Source organism: Ruminococcus sp. RTP21484sp1_RTP21281st1_A8_RTP21281_210402, from assembly GCF_040914025.1.
GTDB classification, from domain to species: domain Bacteria; phylum Bacillota; class Clostridia; order Lachnospirales; family Lachnospiraceae; genus Blautia_A; species Blautia_A faecis.
Map to the genome: position 1 here is coordinate 22,516 of NZ_JBCPGE010000012.1, position 21,950 is coordinate 44,465.

At 42.8% G+C, this 21,950-nt stretch carries 20 protein-coding genes and 1 pseudogene; 19 read left to right on the plus strand and 2 right to left on the minus strand.

Annotated features, from left to right (window positions below):
- Nucleotides 1–16 precede the first annotated feature (16 nt).
- The 12 genes from yihA to AB5170_RS07625 all read left to right on the plus strand — a co-directional run bounded on the left by yihA (nucleotide 17) and on the right by AB5170_RS07625 (nucleotide 14,444).
- Nucleotides 17–634 (plus strand): ribosome biogenesis GTP-binding protein YihA/YsxC, encoded by a 618-nt coding sequence (gene yihA / locus AB5170_RS07570; RefSeq protein WP_118582717.1) that lies wholly within the window; start codon nucleotides 17–19, stop codon nucleotides 632–634.
- A gap of 18 nt (nucleotides 635–652) precedes the next feature.
- A complete protein-coding gene (locus AB5170_RS07575) occupies nucleotides 653–1,498 on the plus strand; it encodes an energy-coupling factor transporter ATPase (RefSeq protein ID WP_118582720.1) in 846 nt (281 codons plus the stop codon).
- Nucleotides 1,489–2,376 (plus strand): energy-coupling factor transporter ATPase, encoded by an 888-nt coding sequence (locus AB5170_RS07580; RefSeq protein WP_173773118.1) that lies wholly within the window; start codon nucleotides 1,489–1,491, stop codon nucleotides 2,374–2,376. Before AB5170_RS07575 ends, AB5170_RS07580 begins: the two co-directional genes overlap by 10 nt.
- Nucleotides 2,373–3,176, plus strand: coding sequence for an energy-coupling factor transporter transmembrane protein EcfT (locus AB5170_RS07585; RefSeq protein WP_118582725.1), 804 nt, complete (start codon nucleotides 2,373–2,375; stop codon nucleotides 3,174–3,176). Before AB5170_RS07580 ends, AB5170_RS07585 begins: the two co-directional genes overlap by 4 nt.
- A 102-nt stretch (nucleotides 3,177–3,278) precedes the next feature.
- The gene (gene truA, locus AB5170_RS07590; protein WP_330602731.1) at nucleotides 3,279–4,022 is read left to right on the plus strand and encodes a tRNA pseudouridine(38-40) synthase TruA; all 744 of its coding nucleotides are present in this window, start codon (nucleotides 3,279–3,281) and stop codon (nucleotides 4,020–4,022) included.
- A 1,052-nt stretch (nucleotides 4,023–5,074) separates the two neighbouring features.
- A complete protein-coding gene (locus AB5170_RS07595; protein WP_148461696.1) occupies nucleotides 5,075–6,202 on the plus strand; it encodes a sugar-binding protein in 1,128 nt (375 codons plus the stop codon).
- A 98-nt stretch (nucleotides 6,203–6,300) separates the two neighbouring features.
- On the plus strand, nucleotides 6,301–7,839 hold the full coding sequence (locus AB5170_RS07600; RefSeq protein WP_173771707.1) for a sugar ABC transporter ATP-binding protein: 1,539 nt from the start codon (nucleotides 6,301–6,303) through the stop codon (nucleotides 7,837–7,839).
- Nucleotides 7,840–7,856: 17 nt separating this feature from the next.
- Nucleotides 7,857–9,014, plus strand: a complete 1,158-nt coding sequence (locus tag AB5170_RS07605) for a sugar ABC transporter permease (protein WP_148461694.1) — start codon at nucleotides 7,857–7,859, stop codon at nucleotides 9,012–9,014.
- A gap of 193 nt (nucleotides 9,015–9,207) precedes the next feature.
- Nucleotides 9,208–10,218 carry a substrate-binding domain-containing protein gene (locus tag AB5170_RS07610; RefSeq protein WP_173771708.1) on the plus strand — a complete coding sequence of 337 codons (1,011 nt, stop codon included), beginning with the start codon at nucleotides 9,208–9,210 and terminating at the stop codon, nucleotides 10,216–10,218.
- Nucleotides 10,219–11,721: a sensor histidine kinase gene (locus AB5170_RS07615; RefSeq protein WP_173771711.1), complete on the plus strand. Its 1,503-nt coding sequence runs from the start codon at nucleotides 10,219–10,221 to the stop codon at nucleotides 11,719–11,721. It begins immediately after the preceding gene.
- Between the two features lie 69 nt (nucleotides 11,722–11,790).
- The gene (locus AB5170_RS07620; RefSeq protein WP_173736419.1) at nucleotides 11,791–13,386 is read left to right on the plus strand and encodes a response regulator; all 1,596 of its coding nucleotides are present in this window, start codon (nucleotides 11,791–11,793) and stop codon (nucleotides 13,384–13,386) included.
- Nucleotides 13,383–14,444 carry a sugar ABC transporter substrate-binding protein gene (locus tag AB5170_RS07625; RefSeq protein WP_173771713.1) on the plus strand — a complete coding sequence of 354 codons (1,062 nt, stop codon included), beginning with the start codon at nucleotides 13,383–13,385 and terminating at the stop codon, nucleotides 14,442–14,444. The genes AB5170_RS07620 and AB5170_RS07625 overlap by 4 nt, the downstream gene beginning before the upstream one ends.
- Nucleotides 14,445–14,550: 106 nt before the next feature.
- Here the strand turns inward: AB5170_RS07625 and AB5170_RS07630 are convergent, their stop codons facing one another.
- Complete coding sequence (locus tag AB5170_RS07630; RefSeq protein WP_173771715.1) at nucleotides 14,551–15,720, minus strand: cation diffusion facilitator family transporter; 1,170 nt, start codon at nucleotides 15,718–15,720, stop codon at nucleotides 14,551–14,553.
- A 644-nt stretch (nucleotides 15,721–16,364) separates the two neighbouring features.
- On the opposite strand from AB5170_RS07630, the gene rplM reads away from it, so the two are divergent.
- Complete coding sequence (gene rplM / locus AB5170_RS07635; protein WP_117853326.1) at nucleotides 16,365–16,793, plus strand: 50S ribosomal protein L13; 429 nt, start codon at nucleotides 16,365–16,367, stop codon at nucleotides 16,791–16,793.
- Between the two features lie 17 nt (nucleotides 16,794–16,810).
- Nucleotides 16,811–17,203 (plus strand): 30S ribosomal protein S9, encoded by a 393-nt coding sequence (rpsI, locus tag AB5170_RS07640; protein WP_118580486.1) that lies wholly within the window; start codon nucleotides 16,811–16,813, stop codon nucleotides 17,201–17,203.
- 132 nt (nucleotides 17,204–17,335) lie between these two features.
- Here the strand turns inward: rpsI and AB5170_RS07645 are convergent.
- Nucleotides 17,336–18,310 (minus strand): annotated as a pseudogene (locus AB5170_RS07645) (ATP-binding protein); the annotation flags it as partial.
- A 12-nt stretch (nucleotides 18,311–18,322) separates the two neighbouring features.
- On the opposite strand from AB5170_RS07645, the gene AB5170_RS07650 reads away from it, so the two are divergent.
- From AB5170_RS07650 to AB5170_RS07670, 5 genes are all read left to right on the plus strand, one after another.
- Nucleotides 18,323–18,691 carry a hypothetical protein gene (locus tag AB5170_RS07650; RefSeq protein WP_226815322.1) on the plus strand — a complete coding sequence of 123 codons (369 nt, stop codon included), beginning with the start codon at nucleotides 18,323–18,325 and terminating at the stop codon, nucleotides 18,689–18,691.
- A gap of 344 nt (nucleotides 18,692–19,035) precedes the next feature.
- Complete coding sequence (locus AB5170_RS07655) at nucleotides 19,036–19,194, plus strand: transposon-encoded TnpW family protein (RefSeq protein WP_334291744.1); 159 nt, start codon at nucleotides 19,036–19,038, stop codon at nucleotides 19,192–19,194.
- Between the two features lie 76 nt (nucleotides 19,195–19,270).
- Nucleotides 19,271–19,519, plus strand: a complete 249-nt coding sequence (locus AB5170_RS07660) for a YgiT-type zinc finger protein (protein WP_003864633.1) — start codon at nucleotides 19,271–19,273, stop codon at nucleotides 19,517–19,519.
- 348 nt (nucleotides 19,520–19,867) lie between these two features.
- On the plus strand, nucleotides 19,868–20,710 hold the full coding sequence (locus AB5170_RS07665; RefSeq protein WP_015514772.1) for a tyrosine-type recombinase/integrase: 843 nt from the start codon (nucleotides 19,868–19,870) through the stop codon (nucleotides 20,708–20,710).
- A complete protein-coding gene (locus AB5170_RS07670; protein ID WP_368361539.1) occupies nucleotides 20,707–21,888 on the plus strand; it encodes an IS91 family transposase in 1,182 nt (393 codons plus the stop codon). Before AB5170_RS07665 ends, AB5170_RS07670 begins: the two co-directional genes overlap by 4 nt.
- Nucleotides 21,889–21,950 lie beyond the last annotated feature (62 nt).

Below are 21,950 nucleotides of genomic sequence, written 5' to 3' on the forward strand. Positions count from 1 at the left end.
ATGAGAGGTAGGAAAAATGGTAATTAAAAACGTTTCACTGGATATCGTTTGTGGTATCACCAGCAAACTGCCAGACACAGGAAGACCTGAAATTGCTTTTGCAGGGAAATCCAATGTGGGAAAATCCTCCCTCATTAACGGTCTGCTGAACCGAAAAGCGCTGGCAAGAACAAGTTCCCAGCCGGGAAAAACACAGACTATCAATTTTTATAATGTAAATGATTTTATGTACCTTGTGGATCTTCCAGGTTATGGATATGCCAAGGTTCCGGAGACCGAGAAGGCGAAGTGGGGAAAGATGATCGAGCGTTATCTTCATACCTCACAGACTCTGAAGGCAGTATTTCTCCTGATCGACATCCGGCACGATCCATCTGCAAACGATAAGCTGATGTATGACTGGATCGTAAATAACGGATACAATCCGATCATTATTGCAACCAAGCTGGATAAGCTGAAAAGAAGTCAGGTACAGAAGAATATTAAGGCTATCAAGGACGGACTGAAGCTGCGCCCGGGCAGTAAGATCATTCCTTTTTCCGCTGAGACAAAGCAGGGAAAAGATGAAATTTGGGCGTTAATGGACGAGTTGACCGGTGCAGTTCCGGCAGCTACGGATGAGCTGAAGGCCTGACAGACGAGGAAAAAGAATATGGGAATTATCAAGGCATTCAAGCTGGGATTTGACTATCTCAAGTATGATGAGGACGGCAATGTGGAAGCAACGCAGCGTGCTGTCAATGATGTAAACCTGGACATTGAAGCCGGCGATTTTGTGGCCGTTCTGGGGCACAATGGTTCCGGAAAATCCACATTGGCGAAGCAGATAAATGCATTGCTTATCCCTTCAGAGGGAACCATGTGGGTGGATGATATGGACACAGCCAAGGAGCCGGAGCTGTGGAAAATCCGCCAGAAAGCGGGGATGGTTTTTCAGAATCCGGACAACCAGATCATTGGTACGGTTGTGGAAGAGGATGTAGGCTTTGGTCCTGAGAATATGGGAGTACCTACAGACGAAATCTGGAAGCGTGTGGATGACAGTCTGAAAAAGACAGGAATGACCGCTTACCGTTATCAGTCTCCGAACAAGCTTTCCGGAGGCCAGAAACAAAGAGTTGCCATCGCAGGTGTTGTGGCGATGCGTCCAAGCTGTATTGTACTGGACGAGCCAACTGCAATGCTTGACCCGAATGGCAGGAAAGAAGTATTGAAAGCCGTTTCCGAGCTCAATAAAAAAGAAAATGTAACCGTTGTCCTCATTACCCATTATATGGAAGAAGTGATCCATGCCAACAAGGTTTATGTGATGGATGGTGGAAATGTGGTAATGCAGGGAACTCCAAGAGAAATTTTTTCCCAGGTAGAGACACTGAAGAAATACCGGCTGGATGTACCCCAGGTGACATTGCTCGCCCATGAGCTTCACAAGGCTGGCGTGGACATTCCGGAAGGAATACTGACGAAAGAGGAATTGGTGGGTGCATTATGTCGATAGAGCTTAAGAACGTGACCTATACTTACAGTCAGGGTACTGCTTATGAAAGCCACGCCCTAAAAGATATAAATCTTGTAATTCCGGATGGACAGTTCATTGGTGTGATTGGTCATACTGGAAGCGGAAAATCAACCTTGATCCAGCATTTTAATGCTTTGATCCAGCCTACAAGCGGTCAGATCCTTTATAATGGAGAAGACGTGTGGGCGGAGAATTATAACCGCCGGTCTCTTCGAAGTGAGGTGGGGCTGGTATTCCAGTACCCGGAGCATCAGCTGTTTGAGAATACAGTTCTGGCAGATGTTTGCTTTGGCCCTATGAATCAGGGACTTTCCAGGGAGCAGGCTGAGGAAGAGGCAAAAAAGGCCCTTGCCCATGTAGGTGTGAAGGAAGAGAATTTTACCAAGTCTCCTTTCGAGCTTTCAGGAGGCCAGAAGAAACGGGTTGCCATTGCAGGTGTTCTGGCAATGAACCCGAAAATCCTGATCCTGGATGAGCCTACTGCAGGGCTCGATCCACAGGGAAGAGATGACATTCTGGATCAGATTGCGGCTCTTCATAAGATGAGAGGAATTACCATTATCCTGGTTTCTCATAGCATGGAGGACATTGCCAAATATGTGGAACGCCTGATCGTTATGAATCATGGGGAAATGGTATTTGACGATACACCGAAGAATGTATTTTCCCATTATAAGGAACTGGAAGGAATGGGACTTGCGGCACCGCAGATCACCTATATCATGCATGCGCTTTCCGAAAATGGCCTGAATGTGGATACCACAGCTACCACTGTGGAGGAAGCCAGAGATACGATTCTGGAAGCTTTAAAGAAGCAGAAGCCTTCACTTCTTAAGAAGGGAGGCAGAAGCGAATGATCAGAGATATTACGATCGGACAGTATTATCCGGCAGATTCCGTGATTCACAAGCTGGATCCAAGAACCAAACTGGTAGGAACCATTGGATTTATTGTATCTGTATTTTTGTTCCACACCTTCGCAGGATATGCAGTGGCTACTATATTTCTTGCAGGAATGATCCTGTTGTCCAAGGTTCCTGTGAAGTTTATTTTTAAAGGTCTGAAGACTATTTTCATGCTGCTTCTGATCACCATATTTTTTAATATGATTCTTACCCCTGGTGAGGTGGTATGGAAGCTGGGATTTATTAAGGTAACAAAGGAAGGTCTGGTGCTGGCAGGTACTATGGCGATCCGACTGGTTTATCTGGTGATCGGTTCTTCCATTATGACATTGACGACGACGCCTAACCAGCTGACTGATGGTCTGGAGCGTCTGCTCCGCCCGCTGAATAAGCTTCATGTACCAGTACATGATATTGCTATGATGATGTCGATCGCCCTACGTTTTATCCCTATTCTTCTGGAAGAAACGGATAAGATTATGAAAGCGCAGATTGCCCGCGGAGCTGATTTCGAGAATGGGAATCTGATCCAGAAGGCGAAGAACATGGTTCCCCTTCTGGTGCCGCTGTTTATTTCCGCATTCCGACGGGCAAATGATCTGGCCATGGCCATGGAAGCAAGATGCTATCATGGCGGCGATAACCGTACCCAGATGAAACCGCTTTGTTATAAAAAAAGAGATCATATGGCATATGTGATTTTGGCAGCGTATCTGGCTGTTGCAATTGGATTTAGGGCAGCTGGAATTTAAATCGACTGAACATCCATTTAAAAAGTTATAGTTCCCTCATCTGTATTCAGAGTCTTAAAATAGACTACGGATGCAGATGAGGGAATTTTCACAAGGAGAAAGATGATGAAACGAATTGGACTTGTTGTAGCATATGATGGAACGAATTATTGTGGCTGGCAGACACAGCCCAATGGAATTACAGTACAGGGAGTGTTGAATGATACACTTTCTGAGCTTCTGGGAGAAAAGATTGAAACGATTGGTGCCAGTCGTACAGATGCAGGCGTACACGCCTTTGGAAACGTAGCGGTATTTGATACCAACACCCGCATCCCGGGAGAGAAGATTTCTTATGCGCTGAACCAGCGTCTGCCGGAGGATATCCGGATTCAGATGTCCGAAGAAGTGGAACCGGACTTCCATCCAAGATACTGTGACAGTGAGAAAACATATGAATATCGCATTCTGAACCGCAAATTTCCGGTACCAACTGAGCGGCTTTATTCCTATTTCTATCATTACAAATTAGATGTGGACAAAATGAGAGAGGCAACATCCTACCTGATCGGAAGGCATGATTTTGCCAGTTTCTGCGGCTCCGGAGCCCAGGTGAAAACAACTATCCGTACGGTTACCGGAATTGAAGTTTTCCGTGATGGTGACATAGTTACGATTCGCGTTTCGGGAACTGGTTTCCTCTATAATATGGTCCGCATTATTTCCGGCACCTTGATTGAAATCGGAAATGGACAGTATCCACCGGAGCGCATGCAGAAAATCCTGGATGCCAAAGACCGTTCTGCTGCTGGTCCTACCGCACCGGCGCAGGGACTCACCTTGATGGGGATACAGTTCTTTGATTAATGAGTAACGTTGCTATTTAATGTGTTGAAAAGTTCTTCAGGAGGGACGCATTTGGACAATGTGTATTACTCACTCGCCGGCGCAACGCTCCAGCGAACTAATCGCTAACTGTGACTAATGCGTTCGGGAGAGCCCTCACGCATAAGTCTTCGTAAGCGCTGGATTTCGCTTACGCTAAGAGCGCGCCTAAAATGGCTCGCTGGAGTAATACATATTGCCCAAATGCTGTGTGTCGGCTGAAACTGATGCTGTTTAGGAACTTTTAACAAGGAGGTGGTGGGAGTGATTGGTTTCCCGATACTTTCTTGGCAATGATAGATTAGGTAAAACTAATAAAGCTGCGAAGTATCAACCATCTAAATGGGATATCGAAGGCACATAAAATAATATGTCAAGTTTTTTACTTGCAAAACAGCCCTAAAAATATGCAAATACTTCATCAAAATTGTAAAAGCCGCTAATTTCGGGCAAAATCTCTATAAACTTTCGTTTGCGATACAGTATAGGGAAACCAGTCACTCCCCCTCCCCCCCTGTTGAAAGTTCCTATGTATAAATAAGTCCCAGCCAGTACACAGCATTCGGGCAATGGTTATTGCTCCAGCGAGCCATTTCAGGCGCGGTTTTAGCGTAGGCGAAATCCACTGCTTAGGTCGACTTAATCGTGAAGGCTTTCCTGAACGATTTAGTCGCAGTTAGCAGTTAGTTCGCTGGAGTGTTGCGCCAGCGAGTGAGCAATAACCATTGTCCGAATGCGTCCGCCTTGAACAACTTTCAACATATTAAATAGCAAATTTTCGAGATGCACCTTTCCAATACTTCTTTTTGGCATATCACTTCACATATTAAAAATGTCAATAGCACATAATTACAATCTAGCACTATTCCATAACAAAAATGTCCACCCCAGCACAATTTTGTGCATATCATAACACAAAAATTGAAAGAGCAATCCAAAATTAGTCCATTTTACACAGAGTATCGATATGATATTATAATCCCATCAAAAAGCTATAGAACATAGCAAATAAAAATGATACGGGAGGTTTTTTCATGAAGAGAAAAGTAGCAATGGCAATGGTAGCAGCAATGGCAGTTGGTTCACTTGCAGTTCCGGTAATGGCAGAAGACGGAGCAGCTGGCGGAAAGATCGGTATTTCAATGCCTACACAGTCTCTGGAGCGTTGGAATCGTGATGGTTCCTATCTGCAGAAACAGTTCGAAGATGCTGGATACGAAGTAGAGCTTACATACTCTGACAACGAGACAGACCGTCAGGTAAACGATATCCAGAACCTGATTTCCGACGGAGTTAACCTGTTAGTTGTAGCAGCTATCGATGGCGAGGCTCTTAATACAGTTATGGATGAAGCAGCAGATGCAGGAATCCCGGTTATTTCCTATGACCGTCTGATCAAGTCTGACGCTGTTTCCTATTATATTTCTTTTGATAACTACACAGTAGGTACCCTTCAGGGACAGTACGTAGTAGATTCTCTGGATCTGGACAATGCTGGAGACAAGACATACAATATCGAGTTTACAGCTGGTGATCCTGCTGATAACAATGCCGGATACTTCTTCAATGGTGCATTTGATGTATTAAAACCATACATTGATGCAGGAACCTTAAATGTAGTTTCCGGACAGACTGATTTTGATTCTGTTGCAACACCTGCATGGGATACCCAGACAGCACTTGAAAGAATGCAGAATATTCTGGCATCCTACTATGCAGACGGAACACAGCTTGACGTAGCTCTTTGCTCCAACGACTCCACAGCACTTGGTGTAACACAGGCAATCGAGTCTGACTATGCTGGTGATAACACAGTTCTGATCACAGGACAGGATGGTGATGAAGCAAACCTTGCAAACATCGTTGACGGAAAACAGTCCATGACCGTTTACAAAGCAGTTGCTAATGAAGCAGTCGTAACACTTGACCTTGCAAAAGCAATGCTGGCTGGTGATACAGTTGATGAGTCTCTGATTGAAAAATCTGGTTGGGATTTCGAGTGTGCATATGATACAGAGTCCTATGAGACATCTGAAGGCAACAAATGCCCATCCTTCCTTCTGGTTCCTACAGTTGTAACAAAAGACAACCTTCAGGAAGCACTGGTTGACCCAGGATACTACACAATGGATGATGACGGATATCTTCATCCGGCAAACTAATGAAGGCTGAACTAAAACGTCATACAAATCAAAAATAAAGGTTTAAATGTGGGCGGGGTGAAAAGCCCCGCCTGTTTTATGGGAAAGGGGGCGCCATTTTGGCTGACAATATTTTAGTAATGGAACACATTACGAAGGAATTCCCCGGTGTCAAAGCTTTGGATAACGTTAACCTTGAAGTTCAGCGTGGCGAGATTCATGCGCTGATCGGTGAGAACGGTGCGGGAAAGTCCACATTGATGAACGTATTAAGTGGTCAGTATCCATACGGCAGCTATACTGGAACGGTTACCTACGAGGGTGAAGAGTGTAAGTTTAAAAAGCTTAATGACAGCGAGGCAAAAGGTATCGTTATTATTCACCAGGAGCTTGCATTGATCCCACTGCTTTCCATCGGTGAAAACATGTTTCTTGGAAACGAGATCAAAAATAAAAGAGGAGCCATCGACTGGGATAAAACATACAGCGAGGCTGAGAAACATATGGCTCAGGTAGGTCTTCATGAATCTGCCCAGACCCTGATCAAAGATATCGGAACTGGCAAACAGCAGCTGGTAGAAATTGCGAAAGCTTTTTCAAAAGATGTTAAACTGCTCATCCTGGATGAGCCGACTTCATCCCTGAATGATGAAGATGCAAAGATGCTTCTGGACCTGCTTATGGAATTTAAAAAACAGGGACTGACATCTATTATTATCACACACAAACTGAATGAGATCATTTACTGTGCAGACCGTTGTACCATTCTTCGAGACGGAAGCACAATCGAGACACTTACAAAAGGCGTGGATGACTTAAGCGAGGACAGGATCATCAAAGGAATGGTTGGACGTCCTATGGAAGATCGTTATCCGAAACGTGAGCACAATGTAAGTAAAGAAGTGATGCTGGAGGTAAAGAACTGGACGGTTCATCATCCTCTGTATCCGGAAAAAATAGTAGACGACAATATTTCCTTTAAAGTACATAAAGGTGAGGTTGTTGGTTTCTCAGGACTGCAGGGTGCAGGCCGTACAGAGCTGGCAATGTCCATCTTCGGTAAGAGCTATGGAAGTGCAATTTCCGGAGAATTGTATATAAAGGGTGAAAAAGTAGATTTGAAAGATCCTCGTGCAGCCATCCAGCATGGTCTTGCATATGTAACTGAGGACCGTAAGACAAACGGACTGATCCTTGATGAGTCCATTCGTTTCAATACAACTCTTGCCCGTCTGAACAAAGTCTGTGATAATGGAATTATCAACACGGACCTTGAGGTACAGCTGGCGGAGCAGATGACAAAAGAAATGGGAACGAAAACACCTTCCAATGAGCAGCGTATTGGTAACCTGTCTGGTGGTAACCAGCAGAAAGCCCTTCTTGGAAAGTGGATGTTCACAGAACCAGATATTTTGATTCTGGATGAGCCTACCCGTGGTATCGACGTAGGTGCAAAATATGATATTTACTGTCTGATCAATCAGATGGTGGAACAGGGAAAATCTGTAATCATGATTTCCTCAGAAATGCCTGAAATCCTTGGTATGTGCGACCGGATTTATATCATGAATGAAGGTAAAATGGCCGGAGAACTGGATGCGAAAGAAGCTACCCAGGAAGGCATCATGGCACATATCATGCAGAATCAGAAGAAATAATGAAGGGGGAAAACAAAATGAATGCAAAAATAAAAGACTTTTTAAGAAAATATACGATGGTTATTGCACTTGTAATCGTATTTATCCTGTTCTGTGCTCTGACTGATGGACGACTTCTTTTCGCACAGAACATGTCAAACCTTATGCTCCAGAACGGATACGTACTGGTTCTTGCATGTGGTATGTTACTCTGTATCTTAACTGGTGGTAACATCGATCTTTCTGTTGGATCTGTTATCTGCTTCGTTGGTGGTGTTGCAGCTGTCCTGATCGGCAGCAAGGGCTTCAATCCATTTATCACCATTCTCCTTTGCCTGGTAATCGGCCTTCTGGTTGGTGTATGGCAGGGCTACTGGATTGGTTATAAGAGAATTCCTCCATTTATCACAACACTTGCCGGCATGTTCATTTTCCGTGGATTTGGACGTCTGGTACTGGATAATAAGACAGTATCTATCCAGAACAAATCTTTCCTGAATGTATTTACATCCTACATTAACATTCCTGGACTTGATGATGGAAAGAAATATTCTGCACTGATCGTTGGTGTTCTGATCGCATGCTACATTATTTTCTCCACTATGCGTTCCAGAGCAAACAAAGCGAAAAAAGGTTATCGTCAGAATACCGCAGCTTCTGATTACAGCAGAGCAGCCGTGATTGCAGTTGTTATTCTGTGGTATTGCTACAAATTGTATCAGTACAAAGGTATCTCCGTAATGCTTGTATGGGTAGTTGCAATCTGCATGATCTACAACTTCATCACATCCAAGACAGCGTTTGGACGTTACTTCTACGCAATCGGCGGTAACGAGAAAGCAACACAGCTTTCCGGTATCGATACAAATAAGGTTTATTTCATTGCATATACAAACATGGGCTTACTTGCTGGCCTTGCAGGTCTTCTCTGCGCAGCACGTGTAGGTTCTGTAAATGGTAGTACAGGTACATCCTTCGAGATGGATGCAATCGGTTCCTGTTTCATCGGTGGTGCTTCTGCATACGGTGGAAGTGGTACTGTAGGTGGTGTTGTAATCGGTGCTCTTCTCCTTGGTGTTATCAACATGGGTATGTCAATCATGGGTATCGGTGATTCCTGGCAGTATGTTGTAAAAGGTGCCGTACTTCTGATCGCAGTTGTATTTGATGTTATCTCTAATAGAAAATCCAACTAAATAATTGCCAAAAAACTGCTGAGAGTGCAGTAAACAGTAATCAGAAAGGAGCTGTTGCAGAAATGCAATGGCTTCTTTTGCATATAGCATGCAAATATGGTAAACTGTAGATGTTTGAAAGCATATTTATTTTATAATAAAATGGCGGTTTGCCTACAGGCAAAAGCGCGGGCAATAAAGGAACTTATTAATTATGAAAAAATCCACATTGACTGTTTTTTTTATTATAGTAGGCTGTATGTTATTTCTCTCTGGAATCTGGATTTATTTCCAGAAAAAACTGGATCAGGTGGATCTTGGTGAAGGCGAGGGTGCATCCAGTTACGCAAAACATTATCTGATGATAGCAGGAGCGGAAAATACCCTGATGTGGGATTCCATCTATGAAAGCGCCAGCCAGGCGGCAAAGGATGCAGATGCTTATCTGGAATTGATCGAGCCCGGGCACGATTCCAATTATAGTCAGGCGGATTATCTGCGTATTGGAATTGCCTCCCAGGTGGACGGGATCATTCTGGAAGCTGATGGAAGCGATGAAGAGCAGGAACTGATCCAGGAGGCCTCAGATGCGGATATTCCGGTAGTTACGGTGCTGACAGATGATTCCTCCAGTGCCAGAATCAGCTTTGTTGGACTGAATAGTTATCAGCTGGGAAATGCTTACACGGAACAGATTCTTGGACTTTTAAAGGAACATGAGAATACGCAGGTCCTTCTTTTGTCAAATTCCCAGTCCAAGACCCAGGAGACCAATCTGATCTATTACCAGATTAAAAAAGAACTGGAGGAAAAAAAGAAGGATTATCAGACCGTAACGATTTCAGAATACAACATTGACAGCAGCTCTGGCTTTGATACAGAGGAATTTGTCCGGGATATTTTTGTAAGCGAGGAGAACCTGCCAGATGTGCTGGTGTGCATGGACGAGGTTGTGACAGAGTGCGTTTACCAGGCTCTGGTTGACTATAACCAGGTTGGAAATGTGGATGTAGTTGGTTTTTATTATTCCGATGTAATTCTGGATGGTATCAGCAAAGGGATTATTTCTTCAGCTATCGCTCTGGATATGGATGAAATCGGAAGATACAGCGTGAATGCCCTGGAAGAGTTTTCCTCCCTGGGACATACCAGCAATTATTACAGTGTGGGTCAGCATGTGATCACCAGAAGCAATGTTGGTGCTTACAGAACGGAGGGGAATTAAATGAGAGAGAGAAAAGGAAGCCTTTCCGTCCAGAATTCCATACAGACAAGATTAAGCTTTGTTATGGCCCTTGTCATGGTATTTGTAGTATGCATCAATTTTTTTATCTTTGAACAGATCCATACCGGTGTAGACCGGATTGATGCTGTTTTTTCCAGCAATGCAGCAATTAATGATCTCTCGGATACCTTAAACAAGCTGGAAGGAACGGTTTACGAATATCTGAATATAAAGGGAACCAAGGCTCTGGAAAATTACTATCGCTATGAGCAGGATTACCGGGAGCTTCTGGATAAGCTGAATGACCGGAATGTGGACAATGAAGTAAAAATGCTGGAAAAAAATATACGCAGAATGTCAGAAAGCTATCTGAATCAGACCAGCGAGACTGTTCAGGCCAAGCGAGGCAGAAATATTGAGAAGTACAAGGCTTCTTATGAAAAAGAACTGCAGCTTTATGAATATATCAATTCTTATATTTACAAGCTGAATAATCTGCGCTTCCGGATGAATTCCTCCAATTACCAGCTCCTGCTTTCTTCTATGGATGTACTGTATCGGCTGGCACTGGTGGTTATTTTCATTGTGGCGGCAGTAGGCGTGGCCATTATCATTCTGTTTGTGCAATCCATGATCCGGCCGCTGACCCAGCTTTCCAGTACTGCGCATGAGGTTGCCATGGGAAATCTGAATGTGCCAATTCTGCCTGTTGTCTGCGAGGATGAGGTTGGCGTGGTAACCCGGAGCTTTAATCAGATGCTGGACAGCATACGCATTCATATTAAACAACAGCGTGAAAGTATAGAAAAGCAGGCGCAGATGAAGGAGAGGGAGCTTCTTATGGAGACCCATCTGAAAGAAGCACAGCTGAAATATCTTCAGGCTCAGATCAATCCTCATTTCCTGTTTAACTGTCTGAATGCCGGGGCCCAGCTTGCCATGCTGGAGGATGCAGAGCGTACCGGTGTTTTTCTGGAAAAGATGGCAGACTTTTTCCGATATAATGTACGGAAAATGGAGGATGATGCTCTTCTCTGGGAAGAGGTGGATGCAGTTGACAATTATATTTATATTTTAAATGTCCGATTTGCCGGAGATATCAATTATGAAAAAGATGTGGATGAGGGAATCGGGAATTTCAGGATTCCAAGCATGATTTTGCAGCCTCTGGTGGAAAATGCCGTGCAGCATGGAATTCACGACTGTATGGAAACTGGGAAAATCAGAATGTCCATTCACAAGGATGGGGATGACCTGGAAATCATAGTCAGTGATAATGGCGCCGGAATGACACAGGAGATGATTCAATCCGTTATGGCAGGGAAAGCACGAAATAATGGAGAGGACCGTTATTCTACAGGCATAGCAGTAGGAAATGTAATTGACAGATTGGAATTGTATTATAAACAAAAAGATCTTCTTACCATAGAAAGTGAGGGCCTTGGACTTGGAACCAGTGTGCATATCACCTTACCGGTGGAGGTTGAAGGTACCAGTGAATGAGTAAAAAGTGATAGCATGGAGTATGCTGCAATGAGCAGTGACAGAGGCTGAATAAAGGGGAGCAAAAAAATGTACCGTATTCTGATAGCAGATGATGAAGGACTTATGCTGGAGGCTTTTAAAGGAGTGATTCTGGCTGAATTCGGAGATAAATGCAGTGTGGAAACTGCGAAAACAGGAAGGGCGGTAATCGAGAAGGCGGAGACCTTTCACCCGGATATTGTGTTTATGGATATTCACATGCCTGGAATTAATGGAATCCAGGCTATGCGGGAAATCCGGAAGTTCAACAATTCCGCCTTGTTTTATGTAGTTTCTGCATATGACAAATTTGATTACGCCAAAGAAGCCATCAATCTTGGTGTGGAACAGTATCTTACGAAACCGATTTCGAAAAGTAAGATTATTTCTGTGGTGGAAGAAGCGACAGCAAAGGTGGATAAGGTTCGTGATCAGAGAAGTAATCTGTTGAAAATCCAGGAAAAGCTAGAGACAGTTATCCCGGTTGTGGAATCTGGTTATGTGAATTCTCTTCTTTTCCAGAAGGAGATGGCAGCAGCAGGTTATTACCAGCAGCTTCTGGATATTGAATATGGCCAGGGTTATGTTATGGTGGTGCAGTTTGGACAAAGCTATGAAAATGGAAGACTGGTAAGCCCGGTTGGAATGAATGTGAAGGCGCAAAGCTTTTATCCGGAATTCCGGGATGTGGTGAAGTCTGCTTTTCCCTGTGTGGTTGGAAATATTATGTCCAACCGTATCCCTGTGGTAGTGCCTTGTGAAATTTTCCAGAATCCTTATGAAGACCGTATTGATCTGGTGGAAAAGGCAAGAGAGCTGGTGGCAAGATTGGAGGGCAGACTGGATGCAAAATTCCGTGTGGGAATTGGAAGAGTATGGGAAATGGAAGAGCTTGAGAGATCTTACCGCGAAGCACTCCGGGCATTAAACGGAAGCCTGGGCAGGGTAATCCATATAGAGGATCTTTCCCAGAATGGTGTCTATGACGAGGCTTTTCCCGGCAATGATGAGAAGAGGATGTTCCGCTGTCTTGAGGAGGGAAATGAGGAGGGGATGCTCCAGGAGGTGAACTTCTTCTGTGACTGGATGGTAGAGCATTATTCACAGGATATGAATAATATCCGCCTGAAAATACTGGAGTTTATTATCTGGGGAGAGAAGATTGCTTTTGACAGCGGCGCGATCAATTATGGATTTAGTTACCGCAGGGACTATTTGGATACTGCCATGTCGCTTTCAACCTATGAGGATCTTCGTAAATGGTTCCAGGAAAAGATGGTAAATGTATGCCGGGCAATCCGGGATCAGAAGGAAGATCAGTCCAATTCCGCGGTAAAGAAGGCCATGCTTTATATTCAGGAAAATTACAGCAGGGATATTTCTCTGGATGATGTGTCCAGTCAGGTGAATATCAGTCCTTATTATTTCAGCAAGATTTTTAAGGAGGAGACTGGAGAGAATTTTATTGAGTATCTGACCAGAGTCCGGATCGATAAAGCCAAAGAGCTTCTGGTGGATGCAAATGTAAGCGTAAAGGAAGCGGGAATCCAGAGCGGCTATTCGGATCCCAATTATTTCAGCAGGATTTTTAAGAAGCAGATGGATATGACTCCAAGTGAGTATAAAGCGAGGTATGGAAAATGAGAAAGTGTCGTTGGCTGCTCTTGTCGTTGGCTTTGCTCCTGGCAGCTGCATTGGCAGCAGGTTGCGGAGGTAAGCCTCAGGAGCCGCAGAAGGAAGAAGCAAAAGAGGAAGATAAGCTGCAGATCGGGCTTAGCTTTGACTCTTTTGTAATTGAGAGATGGCTGCGGGATCGGGATATGTTTGTTTCTACTGCCCAGAGCCTTGGGGCAGAAGTGAATGTGCAGGTAGCCGGAGGCGTTGTGGAAGAGCAGATTTCCCAGATAGAGTATTTCATTAAGAAAAAGATGGATGTGATCGTGGTGATCCCTATTGATGGAAATGCTTTGTATGATGTGCTGAAGGAAGCCCGGGAAATGGGGATTTATATAATCTGTTATGACCGCATTGTGGAAAATGTTAATGCAGATCTGTATATTACCATTGATAATGAAAAGGTTGGAATCCTTATGGGAGAGGCTCTGGTCAAGGCTTGCCCGGAGGGAGGAAATATTTTTGCCATCAATGGATCTCCTACAGACAGAAATGTGGATGAAGTTGTGCGTGGCTTCAATAAGGTTATTGAGGACAGTAATCTGAATGTGGTTTATACGGGATATTGCGATAACTGGATGGCAGAGCTGGCCGGAAACTATGTGACTCAGGGGTTGGAAGTTACAAAAGATATTGTAGGGGTGATGTGCGGAAATGATGATCTGGCAAGTCAGGCAGTGAAGGTATTGTCGGAGAATCGGCTGGCCGGGAAGGTTGCTGTGGTGGCCCAGGATGCGGATCTGGCAGCTTGTCAGAGGATTGTGGAAGGTACACAGGAAATGACTGTCTATAAGCCTATTGAACAGGAAGCGAATACGGCGGCCGAGTTCGCAGTGGCGCTTGGCAAAGGAGAGGATATTACTTCCGGAGAAGGGGAATACAAGGCAGTAGAAACCTTCAATGACGGGACATATGACATTCCTTATTATAAAATCGATCCAATAGCGGTGACGGCGGAAAATATGGATAAGGTGATCATTGACGGGGGATTTCATACGAGAGAGGATGTCTATTTGAATATTCGATAAGGAAAGGTGCTTCAAAGCGGACGCAGTGCGGACGAAATAACAAAAAGACTGATTTTTCATGCAGCTGCATGAAGAACCAGTCTTTTTGTATGGGGAAAAGAATTTTTTATGAATATACTCTGTCGATTTGAATCACGGCACAATAGTTGCCATCATCCATATTGCGGATGCGTTCTTTGAGGAGATTTGTGATCTCCACGTTGGTGAGTTTGCATTCGAAAGGAACCGCTATGTCGAAGATCAGGTTTGTGTGGGTAGGACCTTCTACTATGCGAAAATCGTGAATGGAAAGACGACGGTCCAGATTGCGGGTGATTTCTTCAATCTGGCTGCGTATTTCATTGACCTCCTTGTTGTCTGTGACAATGGGATCAATGTGGATGGTGGCAGAACAATTCAGTTTGTCCTGAAGCTCATGCTCAATGTTGTCAATCTCATCGTGGATAATCAGCAGATCTCCGTGGGCGGGAACCTCAGCGTGGAGGGAAAGAATTAGTCTGCCTGGACCGTAGTCATGGACAATCAGGTCATGCATGCCGTGGACAAGGGGATGGGCAAGAACGATCTCTTCGATTTCCTCTACTAAATTTTTCTCCGGGGCTTGTCCGAGAAGGGGATCAATGGTATCCTTCATTGTAGTGGTTCCGGTATAGAAGATAAAAATGCCCACCAGGACACCGAACCATCCGTCCAGCACCAATCCGGTAAGCTGACTGATGATAGTTGCCAGAAGAACCAGACTGGTGGAAACTGTGTCACTTAAACTGTCTCCAGCTGTAGCCTGCATGGCAGTACTGTCGATTTTGTGACCGATAGTGCGGTTATAGTAGTACATATATATTTTTACCAGAATAGATGCAATAAGGACAGCAATAATAACTGGGCTGCATTCAATGGGCTCCGGGGTGCGGATCTTGTCAATGGAGGAGCGGATCAGCTCGAAGCCCATGATCAGAATCGCAACTGAGACAAGAAGTCCGGAGATATATTCCATGCGTCCATGTCCAAAGGGATGCTCTGTATCCGGTTTTTGTCCGGAGAGCTTGAAGCCCACCAGAGTGATCACAGAGGAGCCTGCATCCGATAAGTTGTTGAAGGCATCCGCCGTGATGGCAATAGAGCCGCTTAGGATTCCGGCAAGCCATTTTCCTATAAAAAGAAAAATGTTCAAGGCAATTCCCACAGCTCCGCAGAGCATGCCATAAGACTGGCGAACCTGGGGGGAGTTGTAGTCTTTGTAATTTTTGATGAAAAAATGGGATAAAAATGTTATCATGAAAACTTCACCTCAAATAAAAGTAACTGTTCAGTTCTCTTACAGTTACGCGCTTTGTGATGCACAGAAAGGCGAACCCTCCTGCGGCACTTCCACAGCTGTCTCCTGGGGCTTTCATAGTGAAAATGCCTCGCGGAATAGTATTTGCTGAATAGTTATCTGAAAAAATAAAATAGTTACTGTGTATCCTGTGAATACATTCTTTTTAATGTAGCACATTGCGGAGAAAAATACCAGAGAAAATTTATAAAAAACGCTTGACAGAGAAAATTTATAAAATGCCTGATTAAAGTGTGTATAAATTGTTGTTCCAAAAGACACCTGTTGTGGATGGGCGTGTATAAGGTGGATGCAGCAAGCGGGCTTTGTGGAAAAGCTGATCAGCAATCCAGGAAGAATGTGGAAAACTTTTTGAAAAAAAGATGGAAATATGGGGAAAAAGTGGTTGACAGAAACGGAGGCTTATAATATAATAACTCAATGTGACGTAGTGCGAGATACTTTAGCCAATAGCCCCGGCGACGGTATTTATCAGCGGTTTCGGACATTTCCGCAGTAATTGCACCATCGTTTCCATATTACTAACATATGCGAGAATTCGCATTTATACAAACAATCGTTGATAAATAACAGGAGGTAAAACCATGCAGACTTATATGGCTAATCCAGATAAAATCGAGAGAAAATGGTATGTAGTTGACGCTGAAGGCTGCACCCTTGGCCGTCTGGCTTCTGGCGTAGCAAGCGTTTTAAGAGGAAAGAACAAACCTCAGTTTACACCACACGTTGACACAGGTGATTATGTAATCGTTGTTAACGCTGACAAGATCAAAGTTACAGGAAAGAAAATGGATCAGAAGATCTACTACAATCACTCTGATTATGTAGGTGGAATGAAAGAGACTACATTAAAAGAGATGATGGCTAAGAAACCTGAGAAAGTTGTTGAGCTGGCAGTTAAAGGTATGCTTCCAAAAGGACCATTAGGAAGAGAAATGTACACAAAACTTTTCGTTTATGCCGGACCTGAACACAAACATGCGGCTCAGAAACCGGAAGTTTTAACATTTTAATTAGGAGGTAGAAAACATTGGCTAGCGCAAAATTCTACGGAACAGGAAGAAGAAAAAAATCAGTAGCAAGAGTTTACCTTACCCCAGGTACTGGTAAAATCACTATCAATAAAAGAGACATTGATGAGTATTTTGGATTAGACACACTTAAAGTTATCGTTCGTCAGCCACTGGCTGCTACCGAAACAGAAGGAAAATTTGACGTACTTGTAAACGTACATGGTGGCGGATACACAGGACAGGCTGGTGCTATCAGACATGGTATCTCCAGAGCACTCCTTGAGGCAGACAAAGAGTACAGACCAGTTCTTAAAGCAGCTGGATTCCTTACTCGTGATCCTCGTATGAAAGAGCGTAAGAAATACGGTCTCAAAGCAGCTCGTCGCGCTCCACAGTTCAGCAAGCGATAATCGACTGCTCAGACTATATCAAAATGGTTCAAAAACCCTGGAAAATCAAGGCTTTCCGGGGTTTTCTTACTTGTATGGCAATAAAAAGAAGCAGGACAATGGGAGATGAGACCCAATGTCCTGCTTCTCTGTTTATTCGGAACGAACTGTAATATATTTTTGATTGCGACTTTTAGGTTTATCGGGAATAGTCATTTCTAATTGCCCGGATTCTAAAAGCGGATTGATATGCTTCAAAGTGAAGTTTCTTAAATCTTTGAATCTGCAAAATATTGCAAGCTCTTTCTTGAATTTTGGTGTTGTGCAAAAAGCCAAAATCTGTTTGGACACCGTTGATAGTTCAATATCTTGGTGGGTAACTTGGTGGGCGCCACCCTCTAAGTTGTAGTTTACATTTTTCAAGATGACTCTGAAATCTGTCGCTGTTGAGGAAAATTCGGGCTTATATGCCTCTTTGTATCCGGGCAGCTGTTCAGTTTCACTGACGATTTTGCGCAGACCACTTCCACGGCGTTCCATGTACTTCATGCGGTGGAACAGGTCAGCAATCACAGGGTTTCGTCGCATCGAACGAATACTGTAAATATCGTATTCCTGAATTGAGCCGCCGCCAAACATACCGCCCGGAGATGTGATTTCCACCCGATCATCAAACATATCAATATGGATTTCGCTGCCAAGCACAATATAATCACGATGGATAAGCGCATTGACAAGAGCCTCTGTCACAGCTCGTTCAGCATAATCCGGCTTGTCTACACGATACTGTGCCTTTTTGACAAAACGGACTTTGGAATTATTGCGAATAAATTCACTGCCGCTGTTCAGTAAATAAATCAAATTTCCCTCGTATTCTTTATCGTCCAGCGCATCATCAAAGATAGAGCCTTTTTCCAAGCCATTCCACCGGGTACAGAACATACGGGAGTTATAAAACGTGTGCTGATCGGTCATGAGTTTTCCGGCATTGGTCAGGAGTCCATTTTTATCAGTCAAACCAAAGGAAACATAATCGGATGGCTCAAAGCGGAGACCGGTCCGTTCCAGATAGGTTGCTTCCAGAAGTGTAAAGCTGTAATCCTTTTTTACCGCGTCTGTTGTTAGGGTAGAACTGTTGTTTTGGTTAAATCAAAAGATTATAAAGACTATCTTGTTTTCGAATTTGATACAATTCGATATGATCCTGAGTTATATGAGTTTAAGTGGAATAAACGTGGAAATTTAGAAGGATATGAGAAAGAATCTGGATTGCATAAATTCACGTGGCAACCAGGAGGAAGCCAGTTTACAATTATAGAGAAAATACCTCAAGATCGCTTACACATTTCTATAAAACAACCAGATCAGATGGATAAATCAACAATTCTTAAAGCAGTTGGTTTTGATAAATCATGGTATAAAATTGTTTCTGAAAAACTGCCAGAAAAAGGTCAAAAAGTTCGGCAGGCAGAAAGAATAGAAATCTATAAAGAAAAACTTAATAACTAAGCAAAGGGCATTAACCGTAAAAAAGTTAGTGCCTTTTGTTTTGCTCATTATTAAGAATTAACCAGAGCGATATCAGCAGAGAAAACAGAAGTGATAGACAATGACATTTGTTAGGTATGCTTCTTGTCGCTGGCTGCATCATATTAAAACGCTTTTTACGTTAAAAAAGTGCTGTGATCACAAGGCTTTTTGCAAGCAAAAATGAAAAGGCTATATATAGGTAGCCTGCGAAACTGGAAGTGCCCATTTTGGGCCTGATTTAAAGAATAGTGTCCTGACAGAGACAAATGGAATGACTTTCTACCGGGGATCCAAAAGGAAAGGAAAAAATGATTATGGAAAAAATGATGAATACAAAAACAGAGGGGAACACATTTACAAAGAAAATCGGGCAGACAGTCTATGTTGTTCGTTATCATTTCAATGAAGATGCAAAGGAAACAATGCAGGAGAAAATTAACCGGATGCTGGTTACAGAAGCAAGCCGACAGGCAGTGTATTAAAATTAGGTGGATGTAATTGAAGGAAAAATATGATATCATGTGAGTAACAAATCGGGAGTTAAAGGAGAGAGCGATTATGTTTAGATGTCAAAAATGTAAAAAATGGTTAAAAAATATTACAACAGAAACTGATGTAGTTTATGATGGCACAATATATCATGCCACAAATGTACCAGCAAAAATATGTCCTGAATGTGGGAAAATAACTATATATGAAATAATTCAAGAACGAATTGTTCAATATGCCACTCAAAGAAATGTAAAAAATATTGATTATGCAGAATGTGAAAATGAAGAAGCTTCTGCCTCTCAATTAATATTGTGAATTTCAATTTTGACAATTTCATATCCATACACACAAAGCAGTTAGTCTTAGGATTGACTGCTTTTTTTCTTATCAAAATTCCAGTTGAACAAAATCGCTGCGCGATGGCCTGCCAAGGCTATGGCGCAGTTTTTCTTTACACTTTAATAAAAAGCAGTGGAAACCAAGTCCTACAAGTAGTATTGTTAAGTCACCACAACCAACAATCAAACAGGATCGACATCCCCACTGCCTATGATAAGAATACCATTGAGCTGCCTTTCTGGCAAGCAGTTTTATTATGCTAATGCTCCTCCATGTAAGCAGTGTTTATACATTTACGATTTACTTTACATGGAGGATTTTATTATGTACGAAGAAATTTTTAATCAGATTAGATCTGCTGCGAATAAACGGAATCTCAAGGATTCCACAATTCATGCATACTGTACCAGTGTTGCTCATTTTTTGAACCACACAGCCAAGGATATAGATGCATTAACAACTGACGATGTTGATACATTCCTAACTGAAAAGAAACTTTCCGGGATTTCACCAGAAACATACAATCACTACCATTCAGGAATCCGCTTCTTTTACAAAAAAGTATTGAAGATGAATTGGGATGATGATGACATACCTCGTATGAAAAGGGACAGAAAGTTACCAGCGGTGCTTACAAAAGCAGAAATATCAGCTATTCTTGATGCTACACCAAATCTGAAGCATAAAGCTATGATCGCTACTATGTATTCAGGTGGACTTCGTGTTTCAGAAGTCACACACCTTCATTATGATGATATTTCACGCACGAACAAAACCATACACATCCGCGATGGAAAAAGCCGATCTGACCGTTATACTTTGCTTGCAGACCGGACGCTTGAAATATTGACAGAATACTGGTTTCAATGTGGCAGGCCAAGAGGGATTCTGTTCCCAAGTTCATGGACAGGGGATTATCTTACAAAAGATAGTGTCATTCAATTTTTTCGTGAAAGCGCCGAAAGAGCAGGCATTCAAAAACACGTCTCCACACATTGTTTGCGTCATAGTTTTGCAAGTCATCTGTTTGAGTCAGGCTGCGATATAAAATATATTCAGGCTCTTTTGGGACATCGTGATCCAAAATCAACAGAGATTTATCTGCATGTAAGCAATAAAACTCTGCTTGGTATTAAAAGCCCATTTGATGAGATGGGTGGTGAATGATTATGGATAAATCATGTACGATACAGGATGTATTTGAACGGTTCTATCCTTCCTATGAAAAGAGGAGTAACCCTCCTGCTCATCACAGAAAAACGGCTTATCACATCAGAAACTGTAAAACAGGAGTTTTTGGTGTAAACATCAGTGTTTGTGAGGACTGCGGATGTATCAGTGTTCACAACAACTCCTGCAGAAGCAGATGCTGTCCCATGTGCCAGGAGTTTCCGAAAGAGAAATGGATTGATGCACAAAAAGAGAACGTATTGGATGCACCCTGTTATCATGTAGTATTCACAGTTCCTGAGGAATTGAATTCCATTATTTACAGCAACCAGAAGCTGTTATATGATGCACTGTATCATGCTGCTTCAGCCACATTGAATGAATTGTCAAAAGATGCAAAGTATCTGGGAGCTGATATAGGGTATATCTGCATTTTTCATACCTGGGGCTCTGCAATGAATTATCATCCTCATATTCATACCATTGTTCTTGGAGGTGGGCTTGATGATGAAAATAAATGGAAAGAAACAGGTGGAATTTTTTTTCTCCCATATGGTGTCATCTCCAAAGTGTTCCGTGGAAAATATCTGGATGAGTTAAAAAGCCTGTGGAATGATTCTAAGCTTAAATTTCATGGTACAGCAGAGAAATATCAGAACAGCTATCGTTTTAAAGAACTTCTTGATAAGTGTTATGAAAAGAACTGGGTCACTTACTGTAAAGAAACTTTCAATGGTGCACAGTCGGTTATCAATTATCTTGGAAAATATACCCACAGGATAGCAATCAGTAATCAGCGAATCAAATCCATGACAGATACGACAGTTACATATGCAGTAAAAGACTATAAAAACGAAGGCTGCTGGAAAGAGAAAACAATTTCAGGAGAAGAATTCATCCGTCGATTCATGATGCATGTTCCACCCAAACGATTTGTCAGAATCCGGCACTATGGTCTGCTATCATGTAGAAACAAGAGAAAAAAGATAACTCTCTGCAGAAACCTGCTTGGATGCAAGAAATACATTTCTACATTAAAAAATCTAAATGCAGTAGAAATGATAAAGGTTTTGTATCACATCGATGTATGCAAATGTTCTTCTTGCGGAGGGAATATGGTATCACCCCGCAAAGATAAATACAGTTCTTCTTTTCATGCACATATGAGATGTTAAAATCTACAATTGCATAGAATAAATGACTTCCGCATAGGAGGTTTGTTTGTCATGCCTGAAAT